Annotated in this window: 23 protein-coding genes and 1 pseudogene; 13 read left to right on the top strand and 11 right to left on the bottom strand. The window is 71.4% G+C overall.

The window, feature by feature from the left end:
* Window positions 1–220: 220 nt before the first annotated feature.
* Window positions 221–1,669, bottom strand: a complete 1,449-nt coding sequence (pdxR, locus tag ACZ5SK_RS01115) for a MocR-like pyridoxine biosynthesis transcription factor PdxR (RefSeq protein WP_334581407.1) — start codon at window positions 1,667–1,669, stop codon at window positions 221–223.
* Between the two features lie 47 nt (window positions 1,670–1,716).
* Between pdxR and ACZ5SK_RS01110 the strand changes: the two genes are divergently transcribed.
* Window positions 1,717–2,262, top strand: coding sequence for a carboxymuconolactone decarboxylase family protein (locus ACZ5SK_RS01110; RefSeq protein WP_334583731.1), 546 nt, complete (start codon window positions 1,717–1,719; stop codon window positions 2,260–2,262).
* 39 nt (window positions 2,263–2,301) lie between these two features.
* Here the strand turns inward: ACZ5SK_RS01110 and ACZ5SK_RS01105 are convergent, their stop codons facing one another.
* From ACZ5SK_RS01105 to ACZ5SK_RS01095, 3 genes are all read right to left on the bottom strand, one after another.
* Window positions 2,302–3,789: a glutamate synthase subunit beta gene (locus tag ACZ5SK_RS01105; RefSeq protein WP_334583730.1), complete on the bottom strand. Its 1,488-nt coding sequence runs from the start codon at window positions 3,787–3,789 to the stop codon at window positions 2,302–2,304.
* A gap of 182 nt (window positions 3,790–3,971) precedes the next feature.
* Window positions 3,972–4,451 (bottom strand): anthrone oxygenase family protein, encoded by a 480-nt coding sequence (locus tag ACZ5SK_RS01100; protein ID WP_334583729.1) that lies wholly within the window; start codon window positions 4,449–4,451, stop codon window positions 3,972–3,974.
* A gap of 112 nt (window positions 4,452–4,563) precedes the next feature.
* Complete coding sequence (locus tag ACZ5SK_RS01095) at window positions 4,564–5,322, bottom strand: DUF2293 domain-containing protein (RefSeq protein WP_457493603.1); 759 nt, start codon at window positions 5,320–5,322, stop codon at window positions 4,564–4,566.
* A gap of 145 nt (window positions 5,323–5,467) precedes the next feature.
* Here ACZ5SK_RS01095 and ACZ5SK_RS01090 point away from each other — a divergent pair, with 145 nt between their 5' ends.
* From ACZ5SK_RS01090 to ACZ5SK_RS01080, 3 genes are all read left to right on the top strand, one after another.
* Window positions 5,468–6,109: a nucleoside/nucleotide kinase family protein gene (locus tag ACZ5SK_RS01090; protein ID WP_361700227.1), complete on the top strand. Its 642-nt coding sequence runs from the start codon at window positions 5,468–5,470 to the stop codon at window positions 6,107–6,109.
* Between the two features lie 55 nt (window positions 6,110–6,164).
* Window positions 6,165–6,668: a PPOX class F420-dependent oxidoreductase gene (locus ACZ5SK_RS01085; RefSeq protein WP_334583726.1), complete on the top strand. Its 504-nt coding sequence runs from the start codon at window positions 6,165–6,167 to the stop codon at window positions 6,666–6,668.
* 104 nt (window positions 6,669–6,772) lie between these two features.
* Entirely contained in the window at window positions 6,773–7,207 is a 435-nt protein-coding gene (locus tag ACZ5SK_RS01080; RefSeq protein ID WP_334583725.1) for a CBS domain-containing protein, read from the top strand.
* 37 nt (window positions 7,208–7,244) lie between these two features.
* Here ACZ5SK_RS01080 and ACZ5SK_RS01075 read toward each other — a convergent pair whose 3' ends face one another.
* The gene (locus ACZ5SK_RS01075; RefSeq protein ID WP_334583724.1) at window positions 7,245–8,372 is read right to left on the bottom strand and encodes a magnesium and cobalt transport protein CorA; all 1,128 of its coding nucleotides are present in this window, start codon (window positions 8,370–8,372) and stop codon (window positions 7,245–7,247) included.
* Window positions 8,373–8,628: 256 nt separating this feature from the next.
* Between ACZ5SK_RS01075 and ACZ5SK_RS01070 the strand changes: the two genes are divergently transcribed.
* Entirely contained in the window at window positions 8,629–9,423 is a 795-nt protein-coding gene (locus ACZ5SK_RS01070) for a methyltransferase (RefSeq protein WP_334583723.1), read from the top strand.
* 640 nt (window positions 9,424–10,063) lie between these two features.
* Here ACZ5SK_RS01070 and ACZ5SK_RS01065 read toward each other — a convergent pair.
* Together ACZ5SK_RS01065 and ACZ5SK_RS01060 are read right to left on the bottom strand one after the other, a co-directional pair.
* Window positions 10,064–11,128 carry a carbohydrate kinase family protein gene (locus tag ACZ5SK_RS01065; protein ID WP_334583722.1) on the bottom strand — a complete coding sequence of 355 codons (1,065 nt, stop codon included), beginning with the start codon at window positions 11,126–11,128 and terminating at the stop codon, window positions 10,064–10,066.
* Complete coding sequence (locus ACZ5SK_RS01060; protein ID WP_079663035.1) at window positions 11,125–12,033, bottom strand: pseudouridine-5'-phosphate glycosidase; 909 nt, start codon at window positions 12,031–12,033, stop codon at window positions 11,125–11,127. The genes ACZ5SK_RS01065 and ACZ5SK_RS01060 overlap by 4 nt, the downstream gene beginning before the upstream one ends.
* 104 nt (window positions 12,034–12,137) lie before the next feature.
* Between ACZ5SK_RS01060 and ACZ5SK_RS01055 the strand changes: the two genes are divergently transcribed.
* Window positions 12,138–12,566, top strand: a complete 429-nt coding sequence (locus ACZ5SK_RS01055; protein ID WP_334583721.1) for a VOC family protein — start codon at window positions 12,138–12,140, stop codon at window positions 12,564–12,566.
* Between the two features lie 16 nt (window positions 12,567–12,582).
* On the opposite strand, the gene ACZ5SK_RS01050 is transcribed toward ACZ5SK_RS01055, so the two are convergent.
* From ACZ5SK_RS01050 to ACZ5SK_RS01040, 3 genes and pseudogenes are all read right to left on the bottom strand, one after another.
* Window positions 12,583–13,857, bottom strand: coding sequence for an MFS transporter (locus tag ACZ5SK_RS01050; protein ID WP_334583720.1), 1,275 nt, complete (start codon window positions 13,855–13,857; stop codon window positions 12,583–12,585).
* 165 nt (window positions 13,858–14,022) lie between these two features.
* Window positions 14,023–14,577, bottom strand: coding sequence for a methylated-DNA--[protein]-cysteine S-methyltransferase (locus tag ACZ5SK_RS01045; protein ID WP_334583719.1), 555 nt, complete (start codon window positions 14,575–14,577; stop codon window positions 14,023–14,025).
* A 92-nt stretch (window positions 14,578–14,669) separates the two neighbouring features.
* Window positions 14,670–15,162: pseudogene (locus tag ACZ5SK_RS01040) on the bottom strand (glycerophosphodiester phosphodiesterase); the annotation flags it as partial.
* A gap of 204 nt (window positions 15,163–15,366) precedes the next feature.
* Between ACZ5SK_RS01040 and ACZ5SK_RS01035 the strand changes: the two are divergent.
* The 7 genes from ACZ5SK_RS01035 (at window position 15,367) to ACZ5SK_RS01005 (ending at window position 24,128) form a co-directional block, all read left to right on the top strand.
* Complete coding sequence (locus ACZ5SK_RS01035; RefSeq protein WP_361700238.1) at window positions 15,367–16,233, top strand: MHYT domain-containing protein; 867 nt, start codon at window positions 15,367–15,369, stop codon at window positions 16,231–16,233.
* Between the two features lie 84 nt (window positions 16,234–16,317).
* The gene (gene uvrB, locus ACZ5SK_RS01030) at window positions 16,318–18,462 is read left to right on the top strand and encodes an excinuclease ABC subunit UvrB (protein ID WP_334583717.1); all 2,145 of its coding nucleotides are present in this window, start codon (window positions 16,318–16,320) and stop codon (window positions 18,460–18,462) included.
* Window positions 18,463–18,623: 161 nt separating this feature from the next.
* On the top strand, window positions 18,624–19,202 hold the full coding sequence (locus ACZ5SK_RS01025) for a TerD family protein (RefSeq protein ID WP_079663041.1): 579 nt from the start codon (window positions 18,624–18,626) through the stop codon (window positions 19,200–19,202).
* Window positions 19,203–19,260: 58 nt separating this feature from the next.
* Entirely contained in the window at window positions 19,261–21,288 is a 2,028-nt protein-coding gene (locus tag ACZ5SK_RS01020; RefSeq protein ID WP_468415173.1) for a TerD family protein, read from the top strand.
* Window positions 21,289–21,511: 223 nt separating this feature from the next.
* Entirely contained in the window at window positions 21,512–22,513 is a 1,002-nt protein-coding gene (locus ACZ5SK_RS01015) for a TerC/Alx family metal homeostasis membrane protein (RefSeq protein ID WP_334583715.1), read from the top strand.
* Between the two features lie 126 nt (window positions 22,514–22,639).
* A complete protein-coding gene (locus ACZ5SK_RS01010; RefSeq protein ID WP_334583714.1) occupies window positions 22,640–22,954 on the top strand; it encodes a hypothetical protein in 315 nt (104 codons plus the stop codon).
* A gap of 73 nt (window positions 22,955–23,027) precedes the next feature.
* Window positions 23,028–24,128 (top strand): calcium:cation antiporter, encoded by a 1,101-nt coding sequence (locus ACZ5SK_RS01005; RefSeq protein ID WP_468575044.1) that lies wholly within the window; start codon window positions 23,028–23,030, stop codon window positions 24,126–24,128.
* On the opposite strand, the gene ACZ5SK_RS01000 is transcribed toward ACZ5SK_RS01005, so the two are convergent.
* A complete protein-coding gene (locus ACZ5SK_RS01000) occupies window positions 24,118–25,389 on the bottom strand; it encodes an MFS transporter (protein ID WP_334583858.1) in 1,272 nt (423 codons plus the stop codon). The genes ACZ5SK_RS01005 and ACZ5SK_RS01000 overlap by 11 nt on opposite strands.
* Window positions 25,390–25,446: the final 57 nt, after the last annotated feature.

The following is a 25,446-nucleotide window of genomic DNA, read 5'->3' as shown; positions in this document are numbered from 1 at the left end:
CATCCTTCAACTTCCTCCTTCAACTTCCTCGTTCAACCTCCTCGTTCAACCTCATCCTTCAACTTCCTTGTTCTGGTACTGACTTGATGACTGTTCGCGCCACATGCTTACGCAGCGCCTCATGACCGGGAGGACGACACCGCCGACCCCGCCGAACCCATCGGCCTCAGGCCGCAAACGCTGAGACCCGCCCAAGGGGGCACAGCCAGGGCCGGCAGGGTCAGGCGGGACCCTGCTGTGCGTTCGGCGGCGGCAGCACGCGGCACAGCGCGTCCAACGCCGCCCCGTAGGCATGCTCCGACGGAGTCGCGTACCCGACGACGAGCCCGTCCGACGGAGCCATGTCCGTCGCCGGATGCCGGAACGCGGCCAGGCCGTCCAGGGCCACGCCCTGCCAGGCGGCCGCTTTCACCGTGGACCGCTCGGTGCCCGGCGGCAGCCGCAGCACCGCGTGGAGCCCGGCCGCGACCCCGGTGACCTCGATATGCGGCGCCTGCGCGGCAAGCGCCCCGACCAGCCGGTCCCGACGCCCGCGATAGCGCTGCCGCATCCGCCGTACATGACGGTCGTAGGCACCGGACACGATCAGATCGGCCAGGCCCAGCTGATCCGGGACGCTCGCCCAGGCCTCCCGGTCGCCCTTGGCGGTCAGAACACCGGCGACGTACCGCTCCGGCAGCACCATCCACCCGAGGCGCAACGCCGGCGACAGGCTCTTGCTGACCGAGCCGATGTAGATCACCCGCTCCGGGTCGAGCCCCTGGACCGCGCCGACGGGCTTGCGGTCGTAGCGGAACTCCCCGTCGTAATCGTCCTCGACGAGCACCCCGCCACGCGCGCGTGCCCAGTCGATCACCGCGGTCCGGCGGCTCGCGTGCAGCGGACCGCCCGTCGGGAACTGGTGTGCGGGCGTGAGGAGGACGGCCCGCTCGCGCCCCAGAAGGTCGACACGCGCCCCGTCCGCGTCCAGCGGCAGTGGAGTCGTCCGCACGCCCGCCGCGGCGAGCAGCCCCCGGTGGAAGTCCAGCCCGTACGCCTCCACGGCCAGCGGGCCGCGCAGCACCCCACTGCCGGTGCCGAACGGGCCGAACAGCAGGCGCAGCGCATGGGCGAAGCCCGAGCAGATCACGATGCGCTCCGGCTCGGTGCGCACGCCACGCGCGCGTGCCAGGTACTCCGTCAGGGCCTCGCGCAGTTCCCGGCGGCCGGCGGGATCGCCGGGCCCGAACACCTCGTTGGGCGCCTGCTGAAGGGCCCGCCGGTAGGAGACGAGCCAGGCCGCGCGCGGGAACGACGACGCCTCCGGCGTGCCCTGCCGCAGGTCGTGCCGCGGGCCACGCGCGCGTGCAGGCGTCTCGACCGGCACCCGCTCGGCGCGCCGCAGGGGCTCGGCCCGCTCGGCGACCCTGGTGCCGGACCCCTGCCGGGCGGTCAGCCAGCCCTCGGCGACGAGTTCCGCGTACGCGTCGGCCACCGTGTTGCGGGCGACGCCGAGGTCGGCGGCGAGCGAACGGTACGGCGGCAGCCGGGTTCCCGGAGCGAGCCGCCCGCTGCGCACGGCCTCGCGCAGCGCCCCGATGACAGCCGCCCGTCGCCCACCCGGCCCGGCCAACTCCAGGTGCAGGTCGGCCCCGATCCGCTCCGCCGAATTGACCCACGAATCCGCCATGGAAATGCACCCTACAGTGGGTCTTTCCGGCCCGTAGGTTGAAGGACATGACGACGAACACGGCGACCAACACGAGCACGACCACGAACGCGAGCACGAGCACGAACACGGCGACGAACAGCGCGACCGACACGCCGGCGAACCCGACTCGCCTCGACTTCGGGAAGAGCGCCCCCAAGGCGTTCCGCGCCCTCATCGGCTTCGACGCCGCAGCCCGCGAGGGCCTAGACCCCGCCCTCGTCGAACTGATCCAGATCCGCTCCTCGCACCTCAACCACTGCGCGTACTGCCTCCACATGCACACGAACGACGCCCGCAAGGCCGGCGAGAGCGAGGACCGCCTGCACATGGTCGCGGTCTGGCGCGAGGCCCGTCACTTCTTCACGGAGAAGGAACAGGCGGCCCTGGCCCTGACGGAAGCGGTCACGCTGGTGGCCGACGGCGGCGTCCCCGACGACGTCTACACCGCGGCCGCCGCCCGTTTCGACGAGCGGGAGCTCGCCCAGGTACTCGCCCTCATCTGCACGATCAACACCTGGAACCGGGTGGCCCTGGCGACGGCGAAGGTGGCGGGGACGGACGAGCGCCGCTGAACGGCATTCCCCGCGGCGCGCTCTCCCGATGCGGCGGTGCTAGACGTTCATCGGCCGGTCGTACGGCCCGATGGGCGTCGGCAACCGGGAGCTCCCCGTCAGATGGCGGTCGACGGCCGCCGCCACCGCCCGTCCCTCCGCGATGGCCCACACGATCAGCGACTGGCCGCGCGCCGCGTCCCCCGCGGCGAACACACCGGGAACGTTCGTCGCGAAGCCGCCGTCCCGCGCGATCGTGCCGCGCGGCTCCAGCGTCAGCCCCAGCTGCTCGACGAGCCCGTCCTCCCGGTCGGGCCCGGAGAAGCCGAGGGCGAGCAGCACGAGGTCGGCGGGGAGCGCCCGAGCGGTGCCCTCCACCGGCCTGCGCCGCGCATCGACCTCGACGAGGTGCAGCGACCGCACATGCCCGCTCTCATCGCCGGTGAAACGGAGCGTGGACGCCGCGAACAGTCGCGCGTCCGCGTCCGCCGCCGGCGCGGACTCCAGGTCGCGCGCCTCCTCGTGCGCCGCCGAGAGCCGATAGATCTTCGGATACGTCGGCCAGGGGTCGACGTCCTCGTCGCGATCCGCGCCGGGCTGGGCGTAGATGTCCAACTGGGTCACGGACGCGGCGCCCTCGCGCACCGCCGTGCCCAGACAGTCGGCCCCCGTGTCGCCTCCGCCGACGATGACGACGTGCTTTCCGGCGGCGGACATCGGGGACGCCTCCAGATCGCCCTCGCACACCCGGTTGGCCAGCGGCAGGTACTCCATCGCCTGCTGGATGCCGGTCAACTCCCGCCCCGGAACGTGCAGTTCCCGCCACTCGGTCGCCCCGGTGGCGATCACCACGGCGTCGTAGCGCGCCCGCAGGTCGGCCGCCATGACGTCGCGCCCGATCGTCGTCGACGTACGGAACTTGGTGCCCTCCGCCCGCATCTGCTCGATCCGCCGCTCGAGGTGGTGCTTCTCCATCTTGAACGCGGGGATGCCGTACCGCATCAGCCCGCCGATCCGATCATCCTTCTCGTAGACGGCGACCGTGTGCCCGGCCCGGGTCAACTGCTGTGCCGCGGCCAGCCCGGTGGGCCCGGAACCGATCACCGCCACCGTCTTCCCCGACAGCCGGTCCGGCGGCCTCGGCGGCGTGAAACCGTCCGCCCAGGCCCGGTCGGCGATGGCGGCCTCGACGTTCTTGATGGTGACGGCCGGCTGGTTGATGGCGAGGACGCACCCGGCCTCGCACGGCGCCGGACACAACCGGCCCGTGAACTCGGGGAAGTTGTTCGTCGCGTGCAGCCGGTCGCTCGCCGCCCGCCAGTCCTCCCGCGACACCAGATCGTTCCACTCGGGGATCAGATTGCCGAGCGGACAGGCCTCGTGGCAGAACGGTATGCCGCAGTCCATGCAGCGATCGGCCTGCTTGCTGATCAGGGGCAGCAGCGCCCCGGGGACATACACCTCGTCCCAGTCCCGGACCCGCTCCTCGACCGGCCGGCGCGGCCAGTCCTGGCGGGGTGTGGTCATGAATCCCTTGGGATCGGCCATGGCGTCTTCCTCGCGTACGCGTACAGCAGGCCGAGCGTCATCGGGCGGCACTCTTTCGGCCACGATACGTCCCGTCGGGCACCCGCGCAGAGTGGCGGACAGCGCTTTCTGCGGTGTTCTTCAGCGTTCCTCCGTGTTCCCCGTGTTCTCCCGTGTTCTCCCGCGTTCCTTCTTGTTCTTCCTCAGACCAGGGCCAGGACGTACACGACCGCCGACGCCGCGGACGCGACGGCACGCACATGGTTCCACCTCGTCCACTCACGCACATAGGTCGGCCAGTACGTGACGGCCTCCGGCGTGCCCGGCTCCAGCTTCATCAGCGCCTCATTGCGGGGCACGTTCGCCATCACGGTCACCCCGAACACACCGCACAGGTACAGCCCGCTGCCCAGCAGCAGATGAACCGTTCCGTCGTCCGGCAACAGCACGAACGTCACCACGGCGATCACCGCGCACAGCGCCGCGGAGCCGAGGAACAGCACCATGAACACCGGCGTCAGCGCCGAGGCGTTGATCGCGTTCATCGCGGCGACGCCCTGCGCGGGCGGCAGCGCGGCGAGCCCCCGCATCACCAGGACCGAGAACGCACAGAAAACCCCGGCCATCAGCCCCGTCACCAGAGCGCCAAGCATCGCGAGCACCAGATACGGCCCATCGATCATGACAACGTCAACTCCCACCCGTCGAGCGGAGATCTTGCCCGGTACCGTTCATCACCTCAAGTGAAACCTTGTTCATGATCGTGACCATGGTCGAAACTCCCGGTGACGCGGCTTACTGGGTGTGACCTAGGGGGTGTGACCTGGGGGGGTGGGCCCCCTCCCCCTCCCCGCCCTCCCCCTCCCCACCCGCCCCGCCCCACTCCCGCAGTCGCCCCTCCACCTCGCCCGCAATCCGCCGGCGGGCCTCGTGTCGGGGCACGCCGCTCATCAGCAGCCGGTCGTACGGCGTGTCCAGATGCCGTACGGACGCCACGACCGCGGAGACGACCGCGCCCTCGGACAACGCCCGCCCGGCGGCGCTGCGCCCCACCCGGCCGCTGCCCCGCAGCGAGGCGTGCGCCGCGATCCCATGCGCCCGCTCTCCCGGGCAGCGCGGAAACAGCCGCAGGATCTCCGCCGCGAACGTCTCCGCGAACTGCTCGTCCCGCGCCGCGCGCCGCCGCGCGTCCCGCACCCGGCGCCGCCGCCGGGCCTCGGCGTCCACCAGGCATCGTTCCTCGGCCCGCGCTAGCGCCGCCTCCTCGACGAGGACGCCCTGCCGCTCGTACCGTCCCTTGCGCCGGTTGAACCGGACGACCACCGCCGAGAGCCCGCTCTCCTCCCGCGACCTGCGCGTCAGCGCCGTGTCCCCGCGCGGCAGGAACACCAGATGCCCCAGATCGGCACAGTCGAGGCAGCGCGGCGCGGCGTCCTCCAGGACCAGCATCGGCTGCGGCCCGCGACGACACCCGGCGCAGTGCTTCCGCCGTAGCGGCTGGATGACGAGAAGCCCGGTACGGGGTGCGGGAGTCGTGAGGGATGCGCTTGCCATGGGGGCTTCATTCCCCCTGGTGGGCGCGGCGGCACCTGGTCAACGAGGCATGTCCTCCTTACGACGGGAACCCTCCCCTCGTCGAGCTGCCCGCAGCCCGTGGGGCCCGCGAGGCCGAGGCGTCCAGGCCGGCGGCTGACGCATCATGGGCCGTGTGCGACTCGAAGCGATCACCTGGGAACGGCTCGGCGACCTCCTTGCCGAGCGGCTGCTCGATTTGAAGCCGGACGACGGCAGTCCATGGCGGCGCGTCGCCTTCGACGGCGCGCCGGCGGCCCGCCCCGGAGATCTCGCCGAGCGCGTCGCCGAGGCCCTGCGCACCCGCGGACGTCCCTCCCGTGTCGTGGACACGCACGGCTTCCTGCGCCCCGCGTCTCTCCGTCTGGAGTACGGCCATCACGACGTGGAGGCCTATTACGACGGCTGGTTCGACACCGGCGCTCTGTGGCGCGAGGTGTTCAATCCCCTCGAACCCGACGGCGACGGACGGATCCTGCCCGATCTCCGGGATCCTGTCACGGACCGGGCGACCCGCAGTTCCTACGTCCAACTCCCGCCCGGTGGCTTCCTGTTGCTGCATGGTCCTCTCCTGTTGCGCCACTGGTTCCCCTTCGACCTGTCCGTGCACGTCCTCCTCTCCCCGGCGGCCCTGCGTCGCCGTACCGCCGAAGCCGGCCAATGGATGCTGCCCGCCTTCGAGCGCTACGCGCAGGAGACCGATCCGGCCGCCACGGCCGATGTCCTCGTCCGCGCGGACGATCCTCGTCATCCGGCGTGGGGTGGCTGAATCGCGGATCGACGAACTGCTTTTAAATGCACGTGCATGTAAGTAGTCTGACGTCATGACGATCTCCGTAAGCACTGCCGCGGCCTCCGCCGCCTCTCATTCCGCCTCCGCCTCCGCCGCCTCCGTCCCCTCCGGCGGCACCGTCCCGTCCGTCCCCACCGTCCCTTCGGTCTCCCTCAATGACTCCGTTCGCGATCTCCTCGACGGCAGGAACTTCGCCGCCGTGGCCACCCTCGGCCCGGACGGCTCCCCACAGAACTCGGTGGTCTGGATCAAACGCGAGGGCGACACCGTTCTCTTCTCCTCCACCGACGGACGCCAGAAGGTGCGCAACCTCCGTCGTGACGCCCGTATCAGCCTCTCGGTCTTCGACCTCGCGAACCCGTACACCTCGGTCGAGATCCGGGGCACCGCCGAGATCCTCCCGGACCCCGACAAGCGGCTCCCGCACGAGCTCTCGCACAAGTACCTCGGCGTCGACCCGCCCGCCGAGAAGGACGACGAAGTACGCCTGATCATCCGCGTCGTCCCGCAGCGGGTCCTTGGCTTCTCGGCCTGAGGAGTTCCAGGTGCGGGCCCATGGCGGCGCGGCGAGAATATGGGGTGCCGGGACTAGCGGTGCCGCCCGCGCCGCGCCGGCCGTCCGGCACCGGGAGGTACCTCATGACCACCGCCGGAGACATCATGCACCGGGGCGCCCAGTGGATCCCCGCCGGCGAGACCCTCGACCGCGCCGCCCAACTGATGCGCGAACTGAACGTGGGGGCGCTGCCCATCAGCGACGAGAACGAGCGGCTCTGCGGCATCCTCACCGACCGGGACATCGTCGTCGGCTGCGTGGCCATGGGACACGACCCCGCACGGGTCACCGCAGGGGAGATGGCCCAGGGCACACCGCGCTGGATCGACGCGGGAGCCGACGTCGGCGAGGTGCTCCAGGAGATGAAGGGCCACCAGATCCGCCGGTTGCCCGTCATCGAGAACAAGCGCCTCGTGGGCATGATCAGCGAGGCCGACCTCACCCGGCACCTCACCGAGGACCAACTCGCCACCTGGGCCGAGAGCGTCTACGCCAGGACCGGCCCCGACCGGCACTGACCGCTGCACCCGCCGTCGCCCGTACGGAACCGGCTGCTCACAGCCAGCCGTTGCGCCGGAAGCCGCGGTACAGGACCCAGCAGGCGACGGATATCACGCCGATGACCAGCGGGTAGCCGAACCTCCAGCGCAGCTCCGGCATGTTGTCGAAGTTCATGCCGTACACCCCGCAGACCATCGTCGGCACGGCGATCACCGCGGCCCAGGCCGTGATTTTCCGCATGTCCTCGTTCTGCGCCACCGTGACCTGTGCCAGATGCGCCTGCAGGATCGAGTTGAGCAGCTCGTCGAAGGCGGCGATCTGCTCCGTGGCCCGCAGCAAGTGGTCGGAGACGTCCCGGAAGTAGGCCTGTATCTCCGGATCGATCACCCGGACCGGCCGGTCCGCGAGGTCCAGCAGCGGACGGGCCAGCGGCACCACCGCCCGCTTCAGCTCCAGGAGTTCACGCTTGAGCTGGTAGATGCGCCCCGGGTCGGTCCGCGCGCCGTCCTCCGCGAACACGTCCGTCTCGACCTGGTCGATGTCGGCCTGCACGGCGTCGATGACGTTCAGGTAGTCGTCGACGACGTGGTCGGCGATCGCGTGCAGCACCGCCGACGGCCCCTTGCCGAGCTGCCCCGGATCGGCCTCCAGCTCCTCGCGCAGCGGGCCGAGCGAACCATGCCGTCCGTGCCGCACCGTGATCACGAAGTCCGGGCCGACGAACACCATGATCTCGCCGGTGTTGACCACCTCGCTGGTCGCCGTGAGCTCCTCGTGCTCGACGTAGCAGACCGTCTTGAACACCGCGAACAGCGTCTCGCCGTACCGCTCGACCTTCGGCCGCTGATGTGCCTCGACCGCGTCCTCGACCGCCAGTGGATGCAGGTCGAAGAGCTCGGCGATGCCCGCGAACTCCTCGTTCGTCGGCTCGTGCAGGCCCAGCCACACGAAACCGTGACCGCTCTTGCGCACCCGCTCCACGGTGTCGACCAGATCACCGCCGCGCGGGGCCCGGACGCCGTCCCGGTACGTCACGCAGTTCACCACCGAGGAACCCAGCGGGGATCGCGCGGGGTGACTCAGGTCGACCCGCGGGCGCCGCCGGGCCAACCGCGCCACCCTGCGCAGACCGCCGACCCTTCCGAGGCCGGTGACCTTCCGCAGATTCCCTGCCATGGTCATCTGGGACTCCTTGCGTGGATCTCCTCGCGCCGCATTCATGCGCCCTGGCGAGCCAGTCTGCCAGGCCCGCGTATGCCGTGGGTAAGCCTGTGGAAAGGGCAGGTTCCGCTTTGTTCCCGCCTGTGGACAACGGGACTTCCCACTGCTCACGAGAGTGACGGCCGTCCTTTCCCGCTACGGGTTCCCGACTTCCGCGCTCCTGATACCGGCCGCGTCGACCACCTCCGGCACGCCGGACAACTGGGATGATCGCCGCATGACGCGATCCGACGGGTACCTCCTCGACAACCGGCAGCCCGAGGCGGGGGAACGCTTCGACGCCTTCGCCGCGCTCTTCGACGCCACGACGTTGCGCCATCTCGAAGCACTGGGGATCGGACCCGGCTGGCGGTGCTGGGAGGCCGGTGCCGGCGGCTCCTCCGTGGTGTCCTGGCTGGCGAAGAAGGTCGGCCCGACGGGCAAGGTCCTCGCGACCGACATCGACACCTCCCGGCTCGCGTCGGTCGCCCGCCCGCCGGTCGAGGTACGCGTCCACGACCTCGGCGCCGAGGAGCCGCCGATGGAGGGCTTCGACCTGGTGCACGCCAGGCTCGTCCTGGTCCATGTACCGGACAGGGACCGGGCGATGCGCTCGATGGTCAAGGCCCTGCGCCCCGGCGGACGACTCCTGATCGAGGACGCCGACCCTGCCCTGCAGCCCCTGCTCTGCCCCGATGAGCACGGCCCCGAACAGCAGCTCGCGAACCGTCTGCGACATGGCTTCCGCCAGCTCCTCGCCGGCCGGGGCGCCGACCTCTCCTACGGTCGCAAGCTCCCGCGTCTGCTCCGCGAGGCCGGGTTGCGCCGCGTCGAGGCCGACGCCTACTTCCCCGTCACCTCACCCGCCTGTGCCGCGCTGGAGTCCGCGACGGTCCGACAGATCCGCGACGAGCTCGTCCGGGCGGGCCTCGCGACCGACGAGGACATTGACCGGCACCTGGCGAACGTCGCCGTCGGCGGCATGGACCTGGCCACCGCACCGATGATCTCCGCATGGGGCCGAAAGGCCTAGCAACCCACCCGCCGAACACCGAGACGCCGAACACCACCCCGTCCCGTCCCCTCGCCGGACTCCGGCCCCCGCCGAACGCATCCCGGTCACCCCGGCGAACGCCATCCCGGCCCCCGGCAAACTCCGGCCCGGCCCCCGGCGAACCTTGTCCTGGCACCCTTTCCCGGCGAACTCCGTGCCGACGTCCCGCCGATCCCTGGCCCTGGGACCTCTCCGGGCCCAGCCCCGGCCCCCGCCGCATTCCGGCCCGGCCTCCGGCGAACCTTGCCCCGGCACCCCCGGCACTGCGGCCACCTTGCCCCGGCACCCCCAGCACTGCGGCCTCCGGCCTCCGCCGAACCTTGCCCCGGCAGCCCCGGCAGCCCCGGCAGCCCCGGCAGCCCCGGCGAACTCCGGTTCCGGCGTCCCTCCCAATCTCGGTCCCGGCATCCCTTCGTGGCTGACCTGCCCGGAACCCCCGTTGAACCCCGTCCGGTCCCCTTACCCGCCCCTCCGTCGGACCTGGCACCGTCCCCCGCCGGGAATCTCCTCCGTACCCCGGGCCGTACCCAGTGCCGGGGCCCGGGCCGGGGCCCGTGCTGGGCTGCTGCCGCGCGGCCCGTCGGGTCTGTGGGTCGGAACTTCCGCGTTCGGGTGGGTCTCAGCCGGTGTGGGCCGGGGCCGTCGGCGACGTCGTTCCGCCGTGCGGGGCGGGTGGTCTGCCGCCCACGTGTTGCACCGCCCGGGCCCCCGCTCGGCAGCCCTGTGCCGCCGCGGCCTCGGTGTCGGCGCCGGCCAACAGCGCGGCGAGGAACGCTCCCGTGAAGGCGTCGCCGGCGCCCGTCGTGTCCCGCGGGGTCGCCGGAGCGGCGGGTACGCGGGCGAGCACGTCGCCGTTCCTGGCCACCAGCGCACCATCCGCCCCCTGCTTGGACACCACCAGCGGGACATGACGGCTCAGCTCTGCCGCCGCGGCCGCCGCATCGGGCAGCCCGGTGAGCAGACGGGCCTCGTCACGGCTGGGCAGCAGCACGTCCACGCCCTCGACGAGGGACAGGAAACGGTCGGCGCCCAGTTCCACCAGGAAGCCCGCCGACGCCGGATCGAGGCTCACCGGCATCCCACGCGCGCGTGCCGACGCCAACGCCGTACGCACCAGGGCGCGCCCGGATTCCGAGAACAGCAGGTATCCCGACAGGTGCAGTCGGCCGACCCCGTCCAGGAGGGCTTCCGACCAGTCGTCGGGGTCGAGCCGCAGGGCCGCGCCGCTGTCGGTGAGGAACGTCCGCTCGGCCGCGGCGTCCGTGTCGACCAGGCAGATCACCGTCCCCGTGGCCGCCTGCGGATCGACGACGAGCCGGGGCCGTACTCCACAGGCGGTCAGTTCCCGTTCGTGCCAGGCCGCCGACTCCGCGCCCACCCGGCCGAGGAGCCGTACGTCCGCACACCCCCAGTGCGCCGCCCAGCACGCCACGTTGGCACCCGCGCCGCCGGGCAGGGTCCGGATCACGGAGGCGGTGTCGGTCCCCGAGGCCAGCGGTCCCCGATGCCGGGCGACGACGTCCGTCACGACGTCCCCGACGACCAGCAGTGCCCCACGCCCCGGATCCGCAGGCGCGTCGGAGCCGGACGGCGGGTCCGCGCCGGGCCCTGGCACCCGAACCCGCCCACCGCCACCGCGACCGTGGCCGCGATGGTGGTCCGCGCCGTCCGGTTGTCCGGTCATGCCTCGGCCCACGCCGCCGCGATCCGCGCCGCCAGCCGCACGTTGCCGCGCACCGCCGCCAGATTGGCGCTCAGAGACGCCCCGTCGGTGTGCCGGACCAGGTAGTCGAGCAGGAACGGAGTGACGCCCTGGCCGGTGACGCCCGCCTCCTCGCACGCGTGCAGCGCGTCGGCGAGCACACGCGTGTGCAGCTCGGGATCCAGCTGCTCCTCCTCGGGAACCGGGTTGGCGACGATCAGCGCCGACTGCGGTGCTCCGAGCGCGTCCTGAGCCCGCATCACCTCGGCCACCTGCTGCGGAGTCTCCAGCGTCCAGTCCACGGGTTGACCCGAGTCCGACAAGTAGAACCCCGGGAAGCGGTCGGTGCCGTACCCGGCGACGGCGACGCCCAGCGTCTCCAGCCGCTGCAGGGTCGCCGGCACGTCCAGGATCGACTTCACCCCTGCGCACACGACCGTGATCCGTGTACTCGCCAGCAGCCCCAGGTCGGCCGACTCGTCCTGGGTGACCGTCCACTCCCGGTGCACCCCGCCCAGCCCGCCCGTCGCGAACACCCGTACGCCCGCCAGCGTCGCCAGGAGCGCCGTCGCCGACACCGTGGTCGCCCCGCTCGCCCCGGAGGCCACCGCGAGCGGCAGGTCGCGATGGCCCAGCTTGCGGAACCCGTCCTCGTTGGCGACCCGCTCCAGCTGCTCCTTGTCCAGGCCCACATGGGGCCGCCCGTCCAACACGGCGATCGTCGCCGGCACGCCGCCCTGCGCGCGTACGACCGCCTCCAGCTCCAGCGCCACCTGCAGGTTGCGCGGGCGGGGCAGCCCGTGCGAGATGATCGTGGACTCCAGGGCCACCACGGGTCGACGCGCGTCGACCGCGTCCCGCACCTCTTCCGACACCACCAGCACCACGCGCCCGCCTCCTGTCCGTCCGTCGACTCTCCCCTCATCTCTGGCGGGCGGCACGTCGGGTCAAACCCTTGCGGCCTGTGGGGGAGGACACCAGCCTGGGAAGCATGACGGACAACACGACACGTCTGGACCACGTCGTCCTGTGGGTGCGTGACCCCATCGCCGCCGCCGGCTTCTACGAGAAGACCGTCGGCCTGGAGCCCGTCCGGCTCCCCGAGTTCGCCGCCGGCAAGGAACCGTTTCCCTCCGTACGCGTCAACGAGGAGGCCCTCCTCGATCTCATGCCTGTGTCGATGGCGGAGCGCATGAAAATGCTCCCCGGCGCCGCTGACAGCGCGGGGCACCCCGTGAACCACGTCTGCCTCGCCCTGCCCCAGGGCCACTTCGACGCCCTCCGCGCCCGCCTGGAGGAGCGCGCCGTTCCCGTCTCGGACGTCTCGCACGGCTCCTTCGGCGCCCGCGGCGAGGCCGCGCGCAGCTTCTACTTCCGCGACCCGGACGGCAACGTCATCGAGGCACGGCACTACGACTGAGGTGCACCCGGCGGAGCTACTTCCGGCTCCGGGTGAACAGCAGCAGGGCGGTCAGCGGGAGCAGCAGACCGGCCGCGGCGGCGTTGAGCCACGCGTAGCTCGCCTGTGCGACCACGAGCCCGGCGATCGCTCCGCCGACCCCCGCCGAGGTGTTCATGGTGAGGTCGGAGAACCCCTGGGCGGCGGCCCGCGCGGACGACGGCACCGCGTCCGTGAGCAGCGCGGAACCGGACACGAGCCCGGCCGACCAGCCCACACCGAGGACGAAGAGACCGACGGCGGTCTGGCCGTGGCTGTCGCCGGCCGTCCCCGCCAGGAACACGGCGAGGGCGATCAGCCCGGCCGCGAGCCCTGTCACCGAGAGGCGCCCCACCCGGTCCGCCAGTCGCCCCATCAGCGGCGCGAACGCGTACATGCCCGCGATGTGTCCGCTCATGACCAGCCCGATCAGATCGATGCCCGCCCCGTGGCGGGTGAGGTCGACGGGGGTCATCGACATGACGGAGACCATCGCCGTGTGCGACACGGCCACCGTCACGAGCGCGAGCCGGGCGCGCGGTGAGGCGGCGACGGCCGCCAGACCGGCCCGCAGGGAACGGGCTGCGGGGGAGCGCTCCTCCTCCGGCGCGAGCGCGCGGGCCGTCAGCAGCGGGTCGGGGCGCAGCAGCGCGGCCACCACGGCCGCCGCCAAAACGAAGATTCCAGCCGCCCACAGGAAGGGGCCCGCCGCCGCGGGTATCCCGAGCCCGGCAACGCTCCGGCCGGCCGGCGCGGCGATGTTCGGGCCGACGACGGCACCGACGGTGGTCGCCCACACCACGTTCGAGATGGCGCGGGCACGCCGATGCGGCTCGGCCAGGTCGGCGGCGGCGAACCGGGCCTGAAGGTTCGCCGATGAGGCCGCGCCGAAGGCGGCCATGCCGCACAGCAGCAGCGGGAAACTTCCGATCCGCGCTGCCGCCACGACGACGCCGGCGCCCAGGGCGCCCACCAGATAGGCCAGCACCAGCCCCGGCCGGCGCCCGCGCGCGGTCATCAGGGCGGCCATCGGTATCGACAGCACGGCGGTGCCGGCGACGGTCGCGGTGGGCGCGAGCCCGGACAGCGCCTCGCGGTCACTGACCTGCCGGGCCAGTACGGCGGCCAGCGCGATGCCGGTGGCGACGCCGAGCCCGCCGAGGATCTGGCTCGTGACCAGCACCGCCGTCGTACGGCGTCGCAGGGCGGGCAGCAGATCGGCGTCGACGGGCGCGGCGGCGGCGCGCTCGACGGCCGTCACGGTGCGCGCCATATCGCCGCATGGCCGTGGTGATCAGTGAGAAGTGTGGTCACCGGCGCAGTCTCCCCCCTGCCGTCCGCCCCGCCCAGATCTCGGAATGCCTCGGCCCCGCTCAGCCCCGCCTCGGCCCCGCTCAGCCCCGCCTCGGCCCCCCTCGGCCTCGCCTCGGTACGTCCCTCAGAACAGCGGTTCTGGCAGGACCCCTTCCAGAGCGAGCAGTTTCCGTTTGGTCTCCAGACCGCCGCCGAACCCGCCGATGCCGCCGTCGCTCTCCACGACCCGGTGGCAGGGCACCACGACCGGCAGGGGGTTGGCCCCCATCGCCACCCCCACCGCCTGCGCGGCCCTCGGCTGTCCCACCCGCTTGGCCAGATCGCCGTAGCCTACGACCGCGCCGTGCGGGACGCCGGAGGCGAGTTCGCGCAGCACCTGCCGGTTGAAACCCGAGATCAGGGACCAGTCCAAGGGCAGGTCGAAGTCGCGCCGGTCACCCGCGAAGTAGGCCTCGACCTGCCGTATCGCCTCGGCCAGCAGTGGGGAGTCGGGCGCCTCGACGGGGTCCGTGCCCAGCCGGCCCGCCAGCCGGTCGAGGGCCTTGTCGCGCACCGCGTCGGTGGCGTGGAACACGACGTTGAGCAGACCCTCGCGGGTCGCGGCCAGCATCAGCGGACCGATGTCGGTGCCGACGACGGTCCACACGACCTGTTGCTCGTACTGCCCAAGGCTGTCCATGCGCCCACGGTAAGGCCTGCCACTGACAACGCCCCGAGACCGCCGAACGCCGGCACCCGTCCACGTCAGTACCCGTACAGTGCCCGCCGCACCACATTCGGCTTGTTCGAGAGGACGTGGACGGCGCGCAGGCTGCCGGCGCTGAAGCTCTGCACGATCAGCCGGTTGGCGAGATGCCGCCGGTCGAGCCGGCCCTCGTTGCTCGGCGGCTTGAGGATCTGCCCGATCCCGAGACCTACCCCCTCGGCTACGACCAGCCGCCCGTGTCGAGCCGTGCGATCTCGGCCGCGGTGAAGTCCTGCACCTTCCAGGGAGCACGGCCGGGAAACACCTCCTCGGCGTCGTTCGTACGGCGGAGACTGTCGTCGTGGATCACCACGAGCTCGCCGTCCCTGGTGCGCTGGACGTCGTTCTCCACCCAGCCGATGCCCAGCGAGACGGCGTCGTCGACGGCGTCCAGGGTGTTCTCGGGGGCCTGGGCGCAGGCGCCCGGTGGGCGATCGCCGAGGGCCGGAGACGATGCCCGCCCGGGCGTCGTGAACCGGCAGCAGGAGGGCGACGGCGCTCAGTGGCCGGGGGCGTCAGAGGTGCAGGATGACCACAGAATGAAAGGAGACGCCCGGGGCCGCTCACTGGTGCCGCACATGTGGGGCAGTGGCGTGTTTCTTTGCCGGAAAATCGTTCGACCATTCCGGTGGCAGTCATACTCTCTCTCAGCCTTGACCGCGCTCAGCGGTCCTGAGAGGGGCGTTCAGGGAAATCCACCAACAGGGCGAAGGGCAACCGCGCATGCAAGGCTCGGTCGACGGTTTCAGCTACGGACTCGTCACACCGCTGGTGGCCTTCCTCATGGCCTGCCTCGGTGGTGCTCTCGGTCTGCGCTGCACCACCAGAGCCCTGCTCGTCGCCCACTCCTGGCGCCCCGGCTGGCTCGCCCTCGGCTCGGCGGCGATCGGCTCGGGCATCTGGACCATGCACTTCATCGCGATGATCGGCTTCACGGTCGAAGGCGCCCCGATCCACTACGACAAACCGATGACCTACGCCAGTCTGGGCGTCGCCGTCCTCATGGTGGGCGTCGGGATCTTCATCGTCGGCTACAAGGGCGCGACGGGAACCGCGCTGTTCACGGGGGGCACCATCACCGGCCTGGGCATCGCGTCGATGCACTACCTGGGCATGGCCGGGATGCGCTTCAACGGCACCTTCGAATACAACACGCTCACCGTGGCGGCCTCCGTCGCCATAGCCATGGCCGCCGCAACCGCCGCCCTGTGGGCCGCGGGGCAGGTCAGGGGGTTTCTGTGGAGCGTGGGCGCCAGCCTCGTCATGGGCCTGGCCGTCACCGGCATGCATTACACCGGCATGGCCGCCCTGAGTGTCCATCTGCACACCACCGAGGCCCCGGCCTCGGGAGACTCGGCCGCCGCCCTCCTCGCGCCGATGCTGATCGGGCCCCTGGCCTTCCTCTGTCTCGCGGGCATTGTCGTGATGTTCGACCCGCTGATGGTCATGGGCAAGCCCGACTGGACCCGCGCCGAGCACAAACCCGGCGTCCCGGCGCATCCGTCGGCCTCGTACTCGTCGCGCCGCCCCCAGTTCCGCGGCCGCCGGAAGGTGGAGCACCGCGAGTCCCGGACCCCGCAGAACCGCTGAGGCCCGCCGCGCGACTGCGCCGCTCGCCCCCGCGAAGCGCCTGATCGGACCCCGTTGTCAGTGGGGGGTCGTACGGTGGATGTCATGCGGCCCGTTTCCCACATCGAACGCACGGTGGCGCCTTTCGAGGTCGTCAGCTCCTACCAGCCCAGCGGCGACCAGCCGACGGCCATCGCCGAGCTGGCCAAGCGCATCGAGGCAGGTGAGAGGGACGTCGTCCTGCTCGGCGCGACCGGCACCGGAAAGTCCGCGACCACCGCGTGGATGATCGAGAAGCTCCAGCGCCCCACTCTGGTGATGGCACCGAACAAGACCCTGGCCGCCCAGCTGGCGAACGAGTTCCGCGAACTGCTGCCGAACAACGCGGTCGAATACTTCGTCTCGTACTACGACTATTACCAGCCCGAGGCGTATGTCCCGCAGTCGGACACCTACATCGAGAAGGACTCCTCGATCAACGAGGAGGTCGAGCGTCTGCGCCACTCCGCGACCAACTCGCTGCTCACCCGTCGTGACGTCGTCGTGGTCGCCTCGGTCTCCTGCATCTACGGCCTCGGCACCCCGCAGGAGTACGTGGACCGGATGGTCCCTCTCCGGGTCGGCGACGAACTCGACCGGGACGAGCTGCTGCGCCGCTTCGTCGACATCCAGTACACGCGCAACGACCTGGCCTTCACCCGCGGCACCTTCCGGGTGCGCGGCGACACCATCGAGATCTTCCCGGTCTACGAGGAGCTCGCCGTCCGCATCGAGATGTTCGGCGACGAGATCGAGGCCCTGTCCACGCTGCACCCGCTCACCGGCGAGATCATCAGCGACGACCAGCAGCTGTACGTCTTCCCGGCCTCCCACTACGTCGCGGGACCCGAGCGCCTGGAGCGGGCGGCCAACGACATCGAGAAGGAGCTCGGCGAGCGCCTGGCCGAGCTGGAGAAGCAGGGCAAGCTCCTGGAGGCCCAGCGGCTGCGGATGCGCACCACGTACGACCTGGAGATGCTCCGCCAGATCGGCTCCTGCTCCGGCGTGGAGAACTACTCGATGCACTTCGACGGCCGTTCGCCCGGCTCCCCGCCGAACACCCTGCTCGACTACTTCCCGGACGACTTCCTGCTCGTCATCGACGAGTCCCATGTCACCGTCCCGCAGATCGGCGCCATGTACGAGGGCGACGCCTCCCGTAAGCGCACCCTTGTCGACCACGGCTTCCGGCTGCCCTCGGCGCTCGACAACCGTCCCCTGAAGTGGGAGGAGTTCCAGGAGCGCATCGGGCAGACGGTCTATCTGTCGGCGACGCCCGGCAAGTACGAGCTCTCGCGCGGGGACGGGGTCGTGGAGCAGATCATCCGCCCCACCGGCCTCATCGACCCGGAGGTCGTCGTCAAGCCCACCGAGGGCCAGATCGACGACCTGGTGCACGAGATCCGCGGGCGAGTCGAGAAGGACGAGCGCGTCCTGGTCACCACGCTCACCAAGAAGATGGCCGAGGACCTCACCGACTACTTCCTGGAACTCGGCATCCAGGTGCGCTACCTGCACAGCGACGTCGACACGCTGCGCCGTATCGAGCTGCTGCGCGAGCTGCGCGCCGGCGAGTTCGACGTGCTGGTCGGCATCAACCTGCTGCGTGAGGGCCTCGACCTGCCCGAGGTGTCCCTGGTGGCGATCCTCGACGCCGACAAGGAGGGCTTCCTGCGCTCCGGCACCTCGCTGATCCAGACCATCGGCCGAGCGGCGCGCAATGTCTCCGGTCAGGTCCATATGTACGCCGACAAGATCACCCCGGGCATGGAGCGGGCCATCGAGGAGACCAACCGCCGCCGGGAGAAGCAGGTCGCCTACAACACGGCGAACGGCATCGACCCGCAGCCGCTCCGCAAGAAGATCAACGACATCGTCGCCCAGATCTCCCGCGAGGAGGTCGACACCGAGCAGCTGCTCGGCTCGGGCTATCGCGCGAAGAAGGACGGCCGGGGCACCAAGGCTCCGGTGCCGTCCCTCGGCGACAAGGCGGCCAGGGGCGCGAAGTCCAAGGCGGCCAAGGGCAAGGCGAAGGAGACGGTACCGACCGACCGTCCCGCCGCCGAACTCGCCGGGCAGATCGAGGAGATGACGGAACGGATGCGGGCCGCTGCCGCGGACCTGCAGTTCGAGGTCGCCGCCCGGATCCGCGACGAGGTCTCCGAGATGAAGAAGGAACTGCGCCAGATGAGGGAGGCGGGTCTGGCCTGACGGACCCGTGCGGCCGCTGTGCCCGGGCCGCCAACGCGCTGTGTTGCAAGACCGACACAAAGTGCGGGCCTGGGTACGGCACTGTCAGTGCCTGTGCGTAGGGTTTCCGACAACCGCGGGGTCCGCGGCAACAGGGGACAGTCCGAGAGGGGAATCAGCGCGTGACCGTCAACATGACCAAGGGTCAGGCCATCAGTCTGCAGAAGAACGACGGGGGCAGCCTGACCGCGGTGCGCATGGGTCTCGGCTGGCAGGCGGCCCCGCGTCGCGGCCTGTTCGGCTCCCGGACCAGGGAGATCGACCTCGACGCCTCCGCGGTTCTGTTCGCGGACAAGCAGCCGGTCGACGTCGTCTTCTTCCGTCACCTGGTGAGTGACGACGGCTCTGTCCGTCACACCGGTGACAACCTCGTCGGCGGTGTCGGCCAGGGCGGCGACGACGAGGCGATCCTCGTCGACCTCGCGCGCGTGCCGGTCCACATCGACCAGATCATCTTCACCGTCAACTCCTTCACCGGGCAGACGTTCCAGGAAGTGCAGAACGCCTTCTGCCGTCTGGTCGACGAGACCAACGGCCAGGAACTCGCCCGCTACACGCTCGCCGGCGGCGGCGCCTACACCGCCCAGATCATGGCGAAGGTGCACCGCGTGGGCGGTGGCTGGAACATGACGGCCCTGGGCACGCCGGCCAACGGCCGCACCTTCCAGGACCTGATGCCCGCGATCCTGCCGGCGCTGTAGGAAGCCCGGGCGAGCGGCACACGACAACATCACACGCGACGCAGGGGGACGACAGGCGATGACGGCCGAGCTGGTGCGGGGGCAGAACCACCCGCTCTCCCAGGTCCGGCTCGAGATCCGGGTCTCGGCCGGCCGGCCGGTCGTGGCGGCTGCCACGCTCGGTGACGAGAACGGCAGGGTGCACGGCGTCGAATGGGTGGCCCACCCGGGCGTACCCACGCTGCCCGGCCTGGAGGTCTCCCGGCAGGCGGCCGCCGACCACCGCCTCGCGGTGGACCTGGACGCCATGCCGACGGCCGTGCACCGCGTCGCCGTCCTGCTCGCGCTGCCGACGGGCGTCGGCGGGCCGGTCAGCTTCGGCTCCGTCGCGGCACCCTTCGTCGCGGTCACCGGCCTCGACGGCACGGAGGTCGCCACCTTCACCCTCACCGGACTGGACGCGGAGTCGGCGGTCGTCGCGCTGGAGCTGTACCGGCGGCAGGGCGCCTGGAAGGTGCGCGCCGTCGGCCAGGGCTACGCGGGCGGCCTCGCCGAACTCCTCACCGACCAGGGCCTGCCACAGGCGCACCGGCTCGCGGCCGGTATCAACGACGCCATCGCCCAGGGCCTGGCCCGCTCGGTATCGGCCCCGCCGCGCACGGCCGACGGCGACCGCTCCCGGCAGGCCGCTGCCTCCGCGCTCGGCCCCGACCAGAGCGGCTCGCCGTATGGCGCTCAGGGCGCCCAGAGCACCCAGGGCGCCCCCGGGCCGTACGGTCCGGCCCAGGACCCGCAGGGCCTCTCGGGCCCGGGCCACCCGGCGGGGACCCCGCCGACGGACCCCGCGGCCACTCAGCCGACGCCGTCGGTGGCGCCGGCCGGCGGCGGTCCGATCGACTACAGCCACCCGCGCCGGCAGAACGCGGCGCCGCCCCCGCCTCCGCCCCCCGCGCCCCCGGCACAGCCGGGGCAGGCCGCCCGGCCCGTCGCGGGTGACGCGACCGGCTGGTCCATGGAGGAGCGGCTCTACAACCAGGTCTGGGGCATGTTCGAGGACCTGGCCCGCACGATGGCCGCGTACCGCAGCGCCGTCGACTTCGCCGACGCGCGGATGGAGAAGGAGCTCGACCAGGTCCTGTCCGACCCGCGCAGCAGGATCGGCGGCCAGGGCGACGCCGCCCGCGAGGCGGCGCAGGCCAGGTACGCCCAGCTCGTCGGACAGGCCCGGGAGGCCCTGGAGCGGGATCTCGTCCAGCTCGGCGCCGAGGCGGACGTCGTCGAACCGGCGCTGCCCGCCGCGTACGCGCGCTGGGACAACCCCGTCTGGCAGGCCTACCGGGTGCCCATGGAGATGCCCATGGCACTGCGCCTGGGCGACCTCCAGCTGCCCGAGAGCGACCCGCTGCGCATTCCCATGCTGGTGCGGCTCCCGCTGGAGCGCGGCCTGTGGATCGACAGCGGGGCGTCGGCCTCGTCCGACGGGGAGTTCGCCGACTCCCACGAACTGCGGCGGCTCGCCATGGAGTCGGCCGTGGCGCACACCGCCCGGCTGCTGGCGGTGCACCCGGCGGGCGAGTTCAGCGTGCACGTGATCGACCCGGCCGGTTCGGGCGCCCGGGAACTGGCGCCGCTGGTGCACAGCGGGGTGCTCGCGGAGCCGCCCGCGGCGGGCGCGGCAGGCGTCGCGGCGGTCCTGGGCCGGCTCACCGAGCGCGTCGACCTGGTGCAGATGGCGGTGCGCGCCGGTGCGGCCGACTCGCTTCCGCCCGGGTTCGACACCGCCCAGCAGCTCCTGGTCGTCAACGACTTCCCGCACGGCTTCGACGACCGCGCCGTGAACCAGCTGCGCTACCTCGCGGACGAGGGGCCCGCCGTCGGCGTCCACCTGATGATGGTCGCCGACCGGGAGGACGCCGACGGTTACGGTCCGTTGCTGGACCCGCTGTGGCGTGGGCTGCTGCGGCTGACGCCCGTGCCCGACGACCACCTCGCCGACCCCTGGGTGGGGCATGCCTGGACGTATGAACCGGCTCTCGTGCCGCCCGGCAGCCAGGTGCTCCAGCAGGTTCTCGGCCAGGTGGCGACGGCTCGTACCAAGTACTCGTAAAGAGCCCTCACCTGGGGACTTGGGATTTCTTTTGCCAATCGCTTTACCTTTTCTTGGTGGTTGGGGTACTGTTTTCCCTACGGAGGGGAGTACTCCCTGCTGCGGCGTACCCGTCAATACGGATCAGGCCTGATCCCGGGGCGTCGGCCCGTCCTCGGGTGGAAGAGACCTCCGGCAGCGCGACGACGCTGATCACCTGCCGTTACGTACTGTCGGAGGCGCAGTGGATGTTTCCCTGACCCTGTGGGTCCTGACCATCGTGGGCCTGGCGGCCCTCATCGCGGTCGACTTCTTCATCGGCCGCAAACCGCACGACGTGTCGATCAAGGAAGCGGGGATCTGGACGGTCGTCTGGATCGCCCTGGCCGGGCTCTTCGGGCTCGGGCTGCTGGTCTTCGGCGGCGGCGAGCCCGCCGGCGAGTTCTTCGCGGGCTTCATCACCGAGAAGTCGCTCAGCGTCGACAACCTCTTCGTCTTCGTCCTGATCATGGCGAAGTTCGCGGTCCCGTCGCAGTACCAGCAGCGGGTCCTGCTCGTCGGCGTCCTCATAGCCCTGGTGCTGCGGGCGATCTTCATCGCCGCGGGCGCGGCCATCCTCGCCAGCTTCGCGTGGGTGTTCTACATCTTCGGCGCCTTCCTCATCTGGACCGCCTGGAAGCTCATCCAGGAGGCCCGGACCGACGAGGAGGACGAGGAGTTCGAGGAGAACAAGCTGCTCAAGGCCGCCGAGCGCCGCTTCGGCGTCGCCGACCGCTACCACGGCACCAAGCTGTGGATCGAGCAGAACGGCAAGCGGGTCATGACCCCGATGCTGGTCGTGATGCTCGCCATCGGTACGACCGACGTGCTCTTCGCGCTCGACTCGATACCGGCGATCTTCGGCCTGACGCAGGACCCGTACATCGTGTTCACCGCCAACGCGTTCGCGCTGATGGGCCTGAGGCAGCTGTACTTCCTCATCGGCGGCCTGCTGAGGAAGCTGGTCCACCTCAGCTACGGCCTGTCGGTCATCCTGGGCTTCATCGGCGTGAAGCTGGTACTGCACGCGCTGCACGAGTCCGGGGTCCACGTCCCCGAGATCAGCATCCCGGTCTCGCTCGGCGTCATCTGCTCCGTCCTGATCATCACCACGATCACCAGCCTGCGCGCCTCGAAGAAGCAGGCGGCGGCCGAGGCGGCGCAGACGGCGAGCGAAGGCGCTCCGAAGGACAGCATCGGCGCCTGACCACGCACGACGTAGGAACAACCACCCCCGGGAGCGGTGCGCGGCGCATTGCCGACCACCGCCCCCGGTGCTTCCTTGGGAGCTGGGCGTTTCCAACGGGGGCCGCCCGATCCGGGTGGAGGCACCATGAGCGCACCGCAGCGGTTCGTCCAGATCATCGACTTCGAGACCGACCGCATCGACGAGATGCGGGCACTGGCCGAGGAAGGGGAACAACGCCTCACGGGCCGGCCCGACGGCCCGACCCGCCGCCTCGCCCTCAAGGACAGGAGCCGGCCCAACCGCTACCTCGTGCTGATCGAGTTCGACTCCTACGAGGAGGCCATGCGCAACAGCGACGACCCGGCGACGGGCAAGTTCGCGGAGCAGATGGCCGCGCTGTGCACCCGGCCCCCGTCCTTCACCGACTGCGACGTCCAGGACACCACCGAGTTCGAGTAACGGCCGCCGCACGGATCGCAGGGGCCGTACGGGCCGGAATGCGCAGCCCGTACGGCTCTGCGACGATCGCTGCATGATCGCTCGGCTCAGGTCGGTCACGACCCGGTGGACGTCCCTGGTGCCGGCGCTGGCGGTCGTCCTGCTTGCCCTGACCTGGGGGCGCGACCTGCCCGGCGCGGTCGTCGCACTGGTGACGCTGGTCCTCGCCGGAGCCGTCCTGGCCGCCGTGCACCACGCGGAGGTCGTCGCCCACCGGGTCGGCGAACCCTTCGGCTCCCTCGTCCTCGCGGTCGCCGTGACGATCATCGAGGTCGCCCTGATCGTCACGCTGATGGTGGACGGCGGCGACAAGAGCTCCACGCTGGCCAGGGACACCGTCTTCGCGGCCGTGATGATCACCTGCAACGGCATCGTCGGCCTGTGCCTCCTGGTCGCCTCCCTGCGCCACGGCACGGCGATCTTCAACCCGGAGGGCACGGGCGCCGCTCTGGCGACCGTGGCGACCCTGGCCACGCTCAGCCTCGTCCTGCCGACGTTCACCACCAGCAGACCGGGCCCGGAGTTCTCCGGCGTCCAGCTCACCTTCGCCGCACTGTCCTCGCTGATCCTTTACGGCCTGTTCGTGGCGACGCAGACCGTCCGGCACCGCGACTACTTCCTGCCGGTCACCCGGCAGGGAGACGTGATCACCGCAGACGACCACGCCGGCGCCCCGACCTCCAAGGCCACCCTGACCAGCCTCGGCCTCCTCGGCCTCGCCCTGATCGGCGTGGTGGGCCTCGCCAAAGGCGTCTCGCCCACCATCGAGTCCGGAGTGGAAGCCGCCGGCCTCCACCAAGCCGTCGTCGGTGTGATCATCGCCCTGCTCGTGCTGCTCCCCGAGACCATCGCGGCCCTGCGCTCCGCCCGCCGTGACCGGGTGCAGACCAGCCTCAACCTCGCGCTCGGCTCCGCGATGGCCAGCATCGGCCTCACCGTGCCCGCGGTCGCCCTGGCCTCGGTCTGGCTCTCCGGCCCGCTCGTCCTCGGCCTCGGCTCCACCCACATGGTGCTGCTCGCGCTGACCGTCCTGGTCAGCTCGCTGACGGTGGCCCCGGGGCGGGCCATGCCGCTGCAGGGCGGCGTCCACCTCGTGCTGTTCGCGGCGTACCTGGAACTGGCGATCAATCCGTGACCGGCGCTGCCACGGCCGCCGGCACCGGCCGCGTCTCCGGCAGCAGGGCGAAACAGCCCAGGCTGAGCAGGGCGATCCCCGTCAGATACGCGCCCACACCCCACGGGACACGCCCCGAGTGCTCCGCGAGAGCCGTCGCCACGATCGGGGTGAGCGCGCCCCCGAGGACCCCGCCGAGGTTGTAGCCGACCGCCGCACCGGTGCAGCGCACACGCGGCGCGAACAGCTCCGGCAGATACGCCGCGATCACCGCGAACATCGTCACGAACGCGACCAGCGCCCCCAGGAAACCGAGGAACATCGGCAACGGCTCGCCGGTCGCGAGGAGCGCGACCATCGGGAACATCCACAGCGCGGCCGCCGCGCATCCGGCGAGGCACAACGGCCGTCGGCCCAGGCGGTCACCGAGCATCGCCATCACCGGCGTCAGCGCGCCCTTCACCACCACGGCGGCCATGATGCAGGTCAGCATGACGGTACGGCTCACCCCGAGCCGCTCCGTCGCGTACGCCAGCGACCAGGTCGTCACGGCGTAGAAGATCGCGTACCCGGCGGCGAGCGCGCCGGCGGTCAGCAGCACGAGCCGCCAGTGGTCGCGCACGACCTCGACGAGCGGCACGCGCGCGTGGTCGTCGAGCTCCAGGAACCGCGGGCTCTCGGGCAGCGACGACCTGAGCCACAGCCCGAGCACGGCCGGCGCCCCGGCCGCCCAGAACGGCACCCGCCACCCCCACTGCGCGAACTGTGCCTCGGACAGCGTCGCCGACAGGGCCAGCACCACTCCGTTGGCGAGCACGAAGCCCACCGCGGGCCCGACCTGCGGGAAGCTCGACCACAGCGCGCGCCGCTCGGCGGGCGCGTGCTCCACGGCCAGCAGCACCGCGCCGCCCCACTCCCCGCCGAGCCCCAGCCCCTGCAGGAAGCGCAGCACGAGCAGCAGCAGGGGAGCGGCCACCCCGACCGTGTCGTACGTCGGCACACAGCCCACCGCGACCGTCGAGGCGCCGGTCAGCAGCAGGGAGACGACGAGGACCGGCCGGCGTCCGTGCCGGTCCCCGACATGCCCGAACAGCACCGATCCCAGGGGCCGGGCCACGAACCCCACGCCGAACGTCGCGAACGCGGCCAGCGTCCCCGCCGGCGGCGAGAACGTGGGGAAGAACAGCGGCCCCAGGACCAGCGCGGCCGCGGTCCCGTAGACGAAGAAGTCGTAGAACTCGATGGCCGTCCCGGCGAGCGAGGCGGCCGCGAGCCGCCGCATGGAGGGCGTCTTCACGGTGCGTACGTCGTGCATGCCGCGTCAACTACCCACGGTGAC

This window comes from Streptomyces sp. NPDC031474, from assembly GCF_055581185.1.
This window is presented reverse-complemented; position numbering and strand designations above follow the sequence as displayed.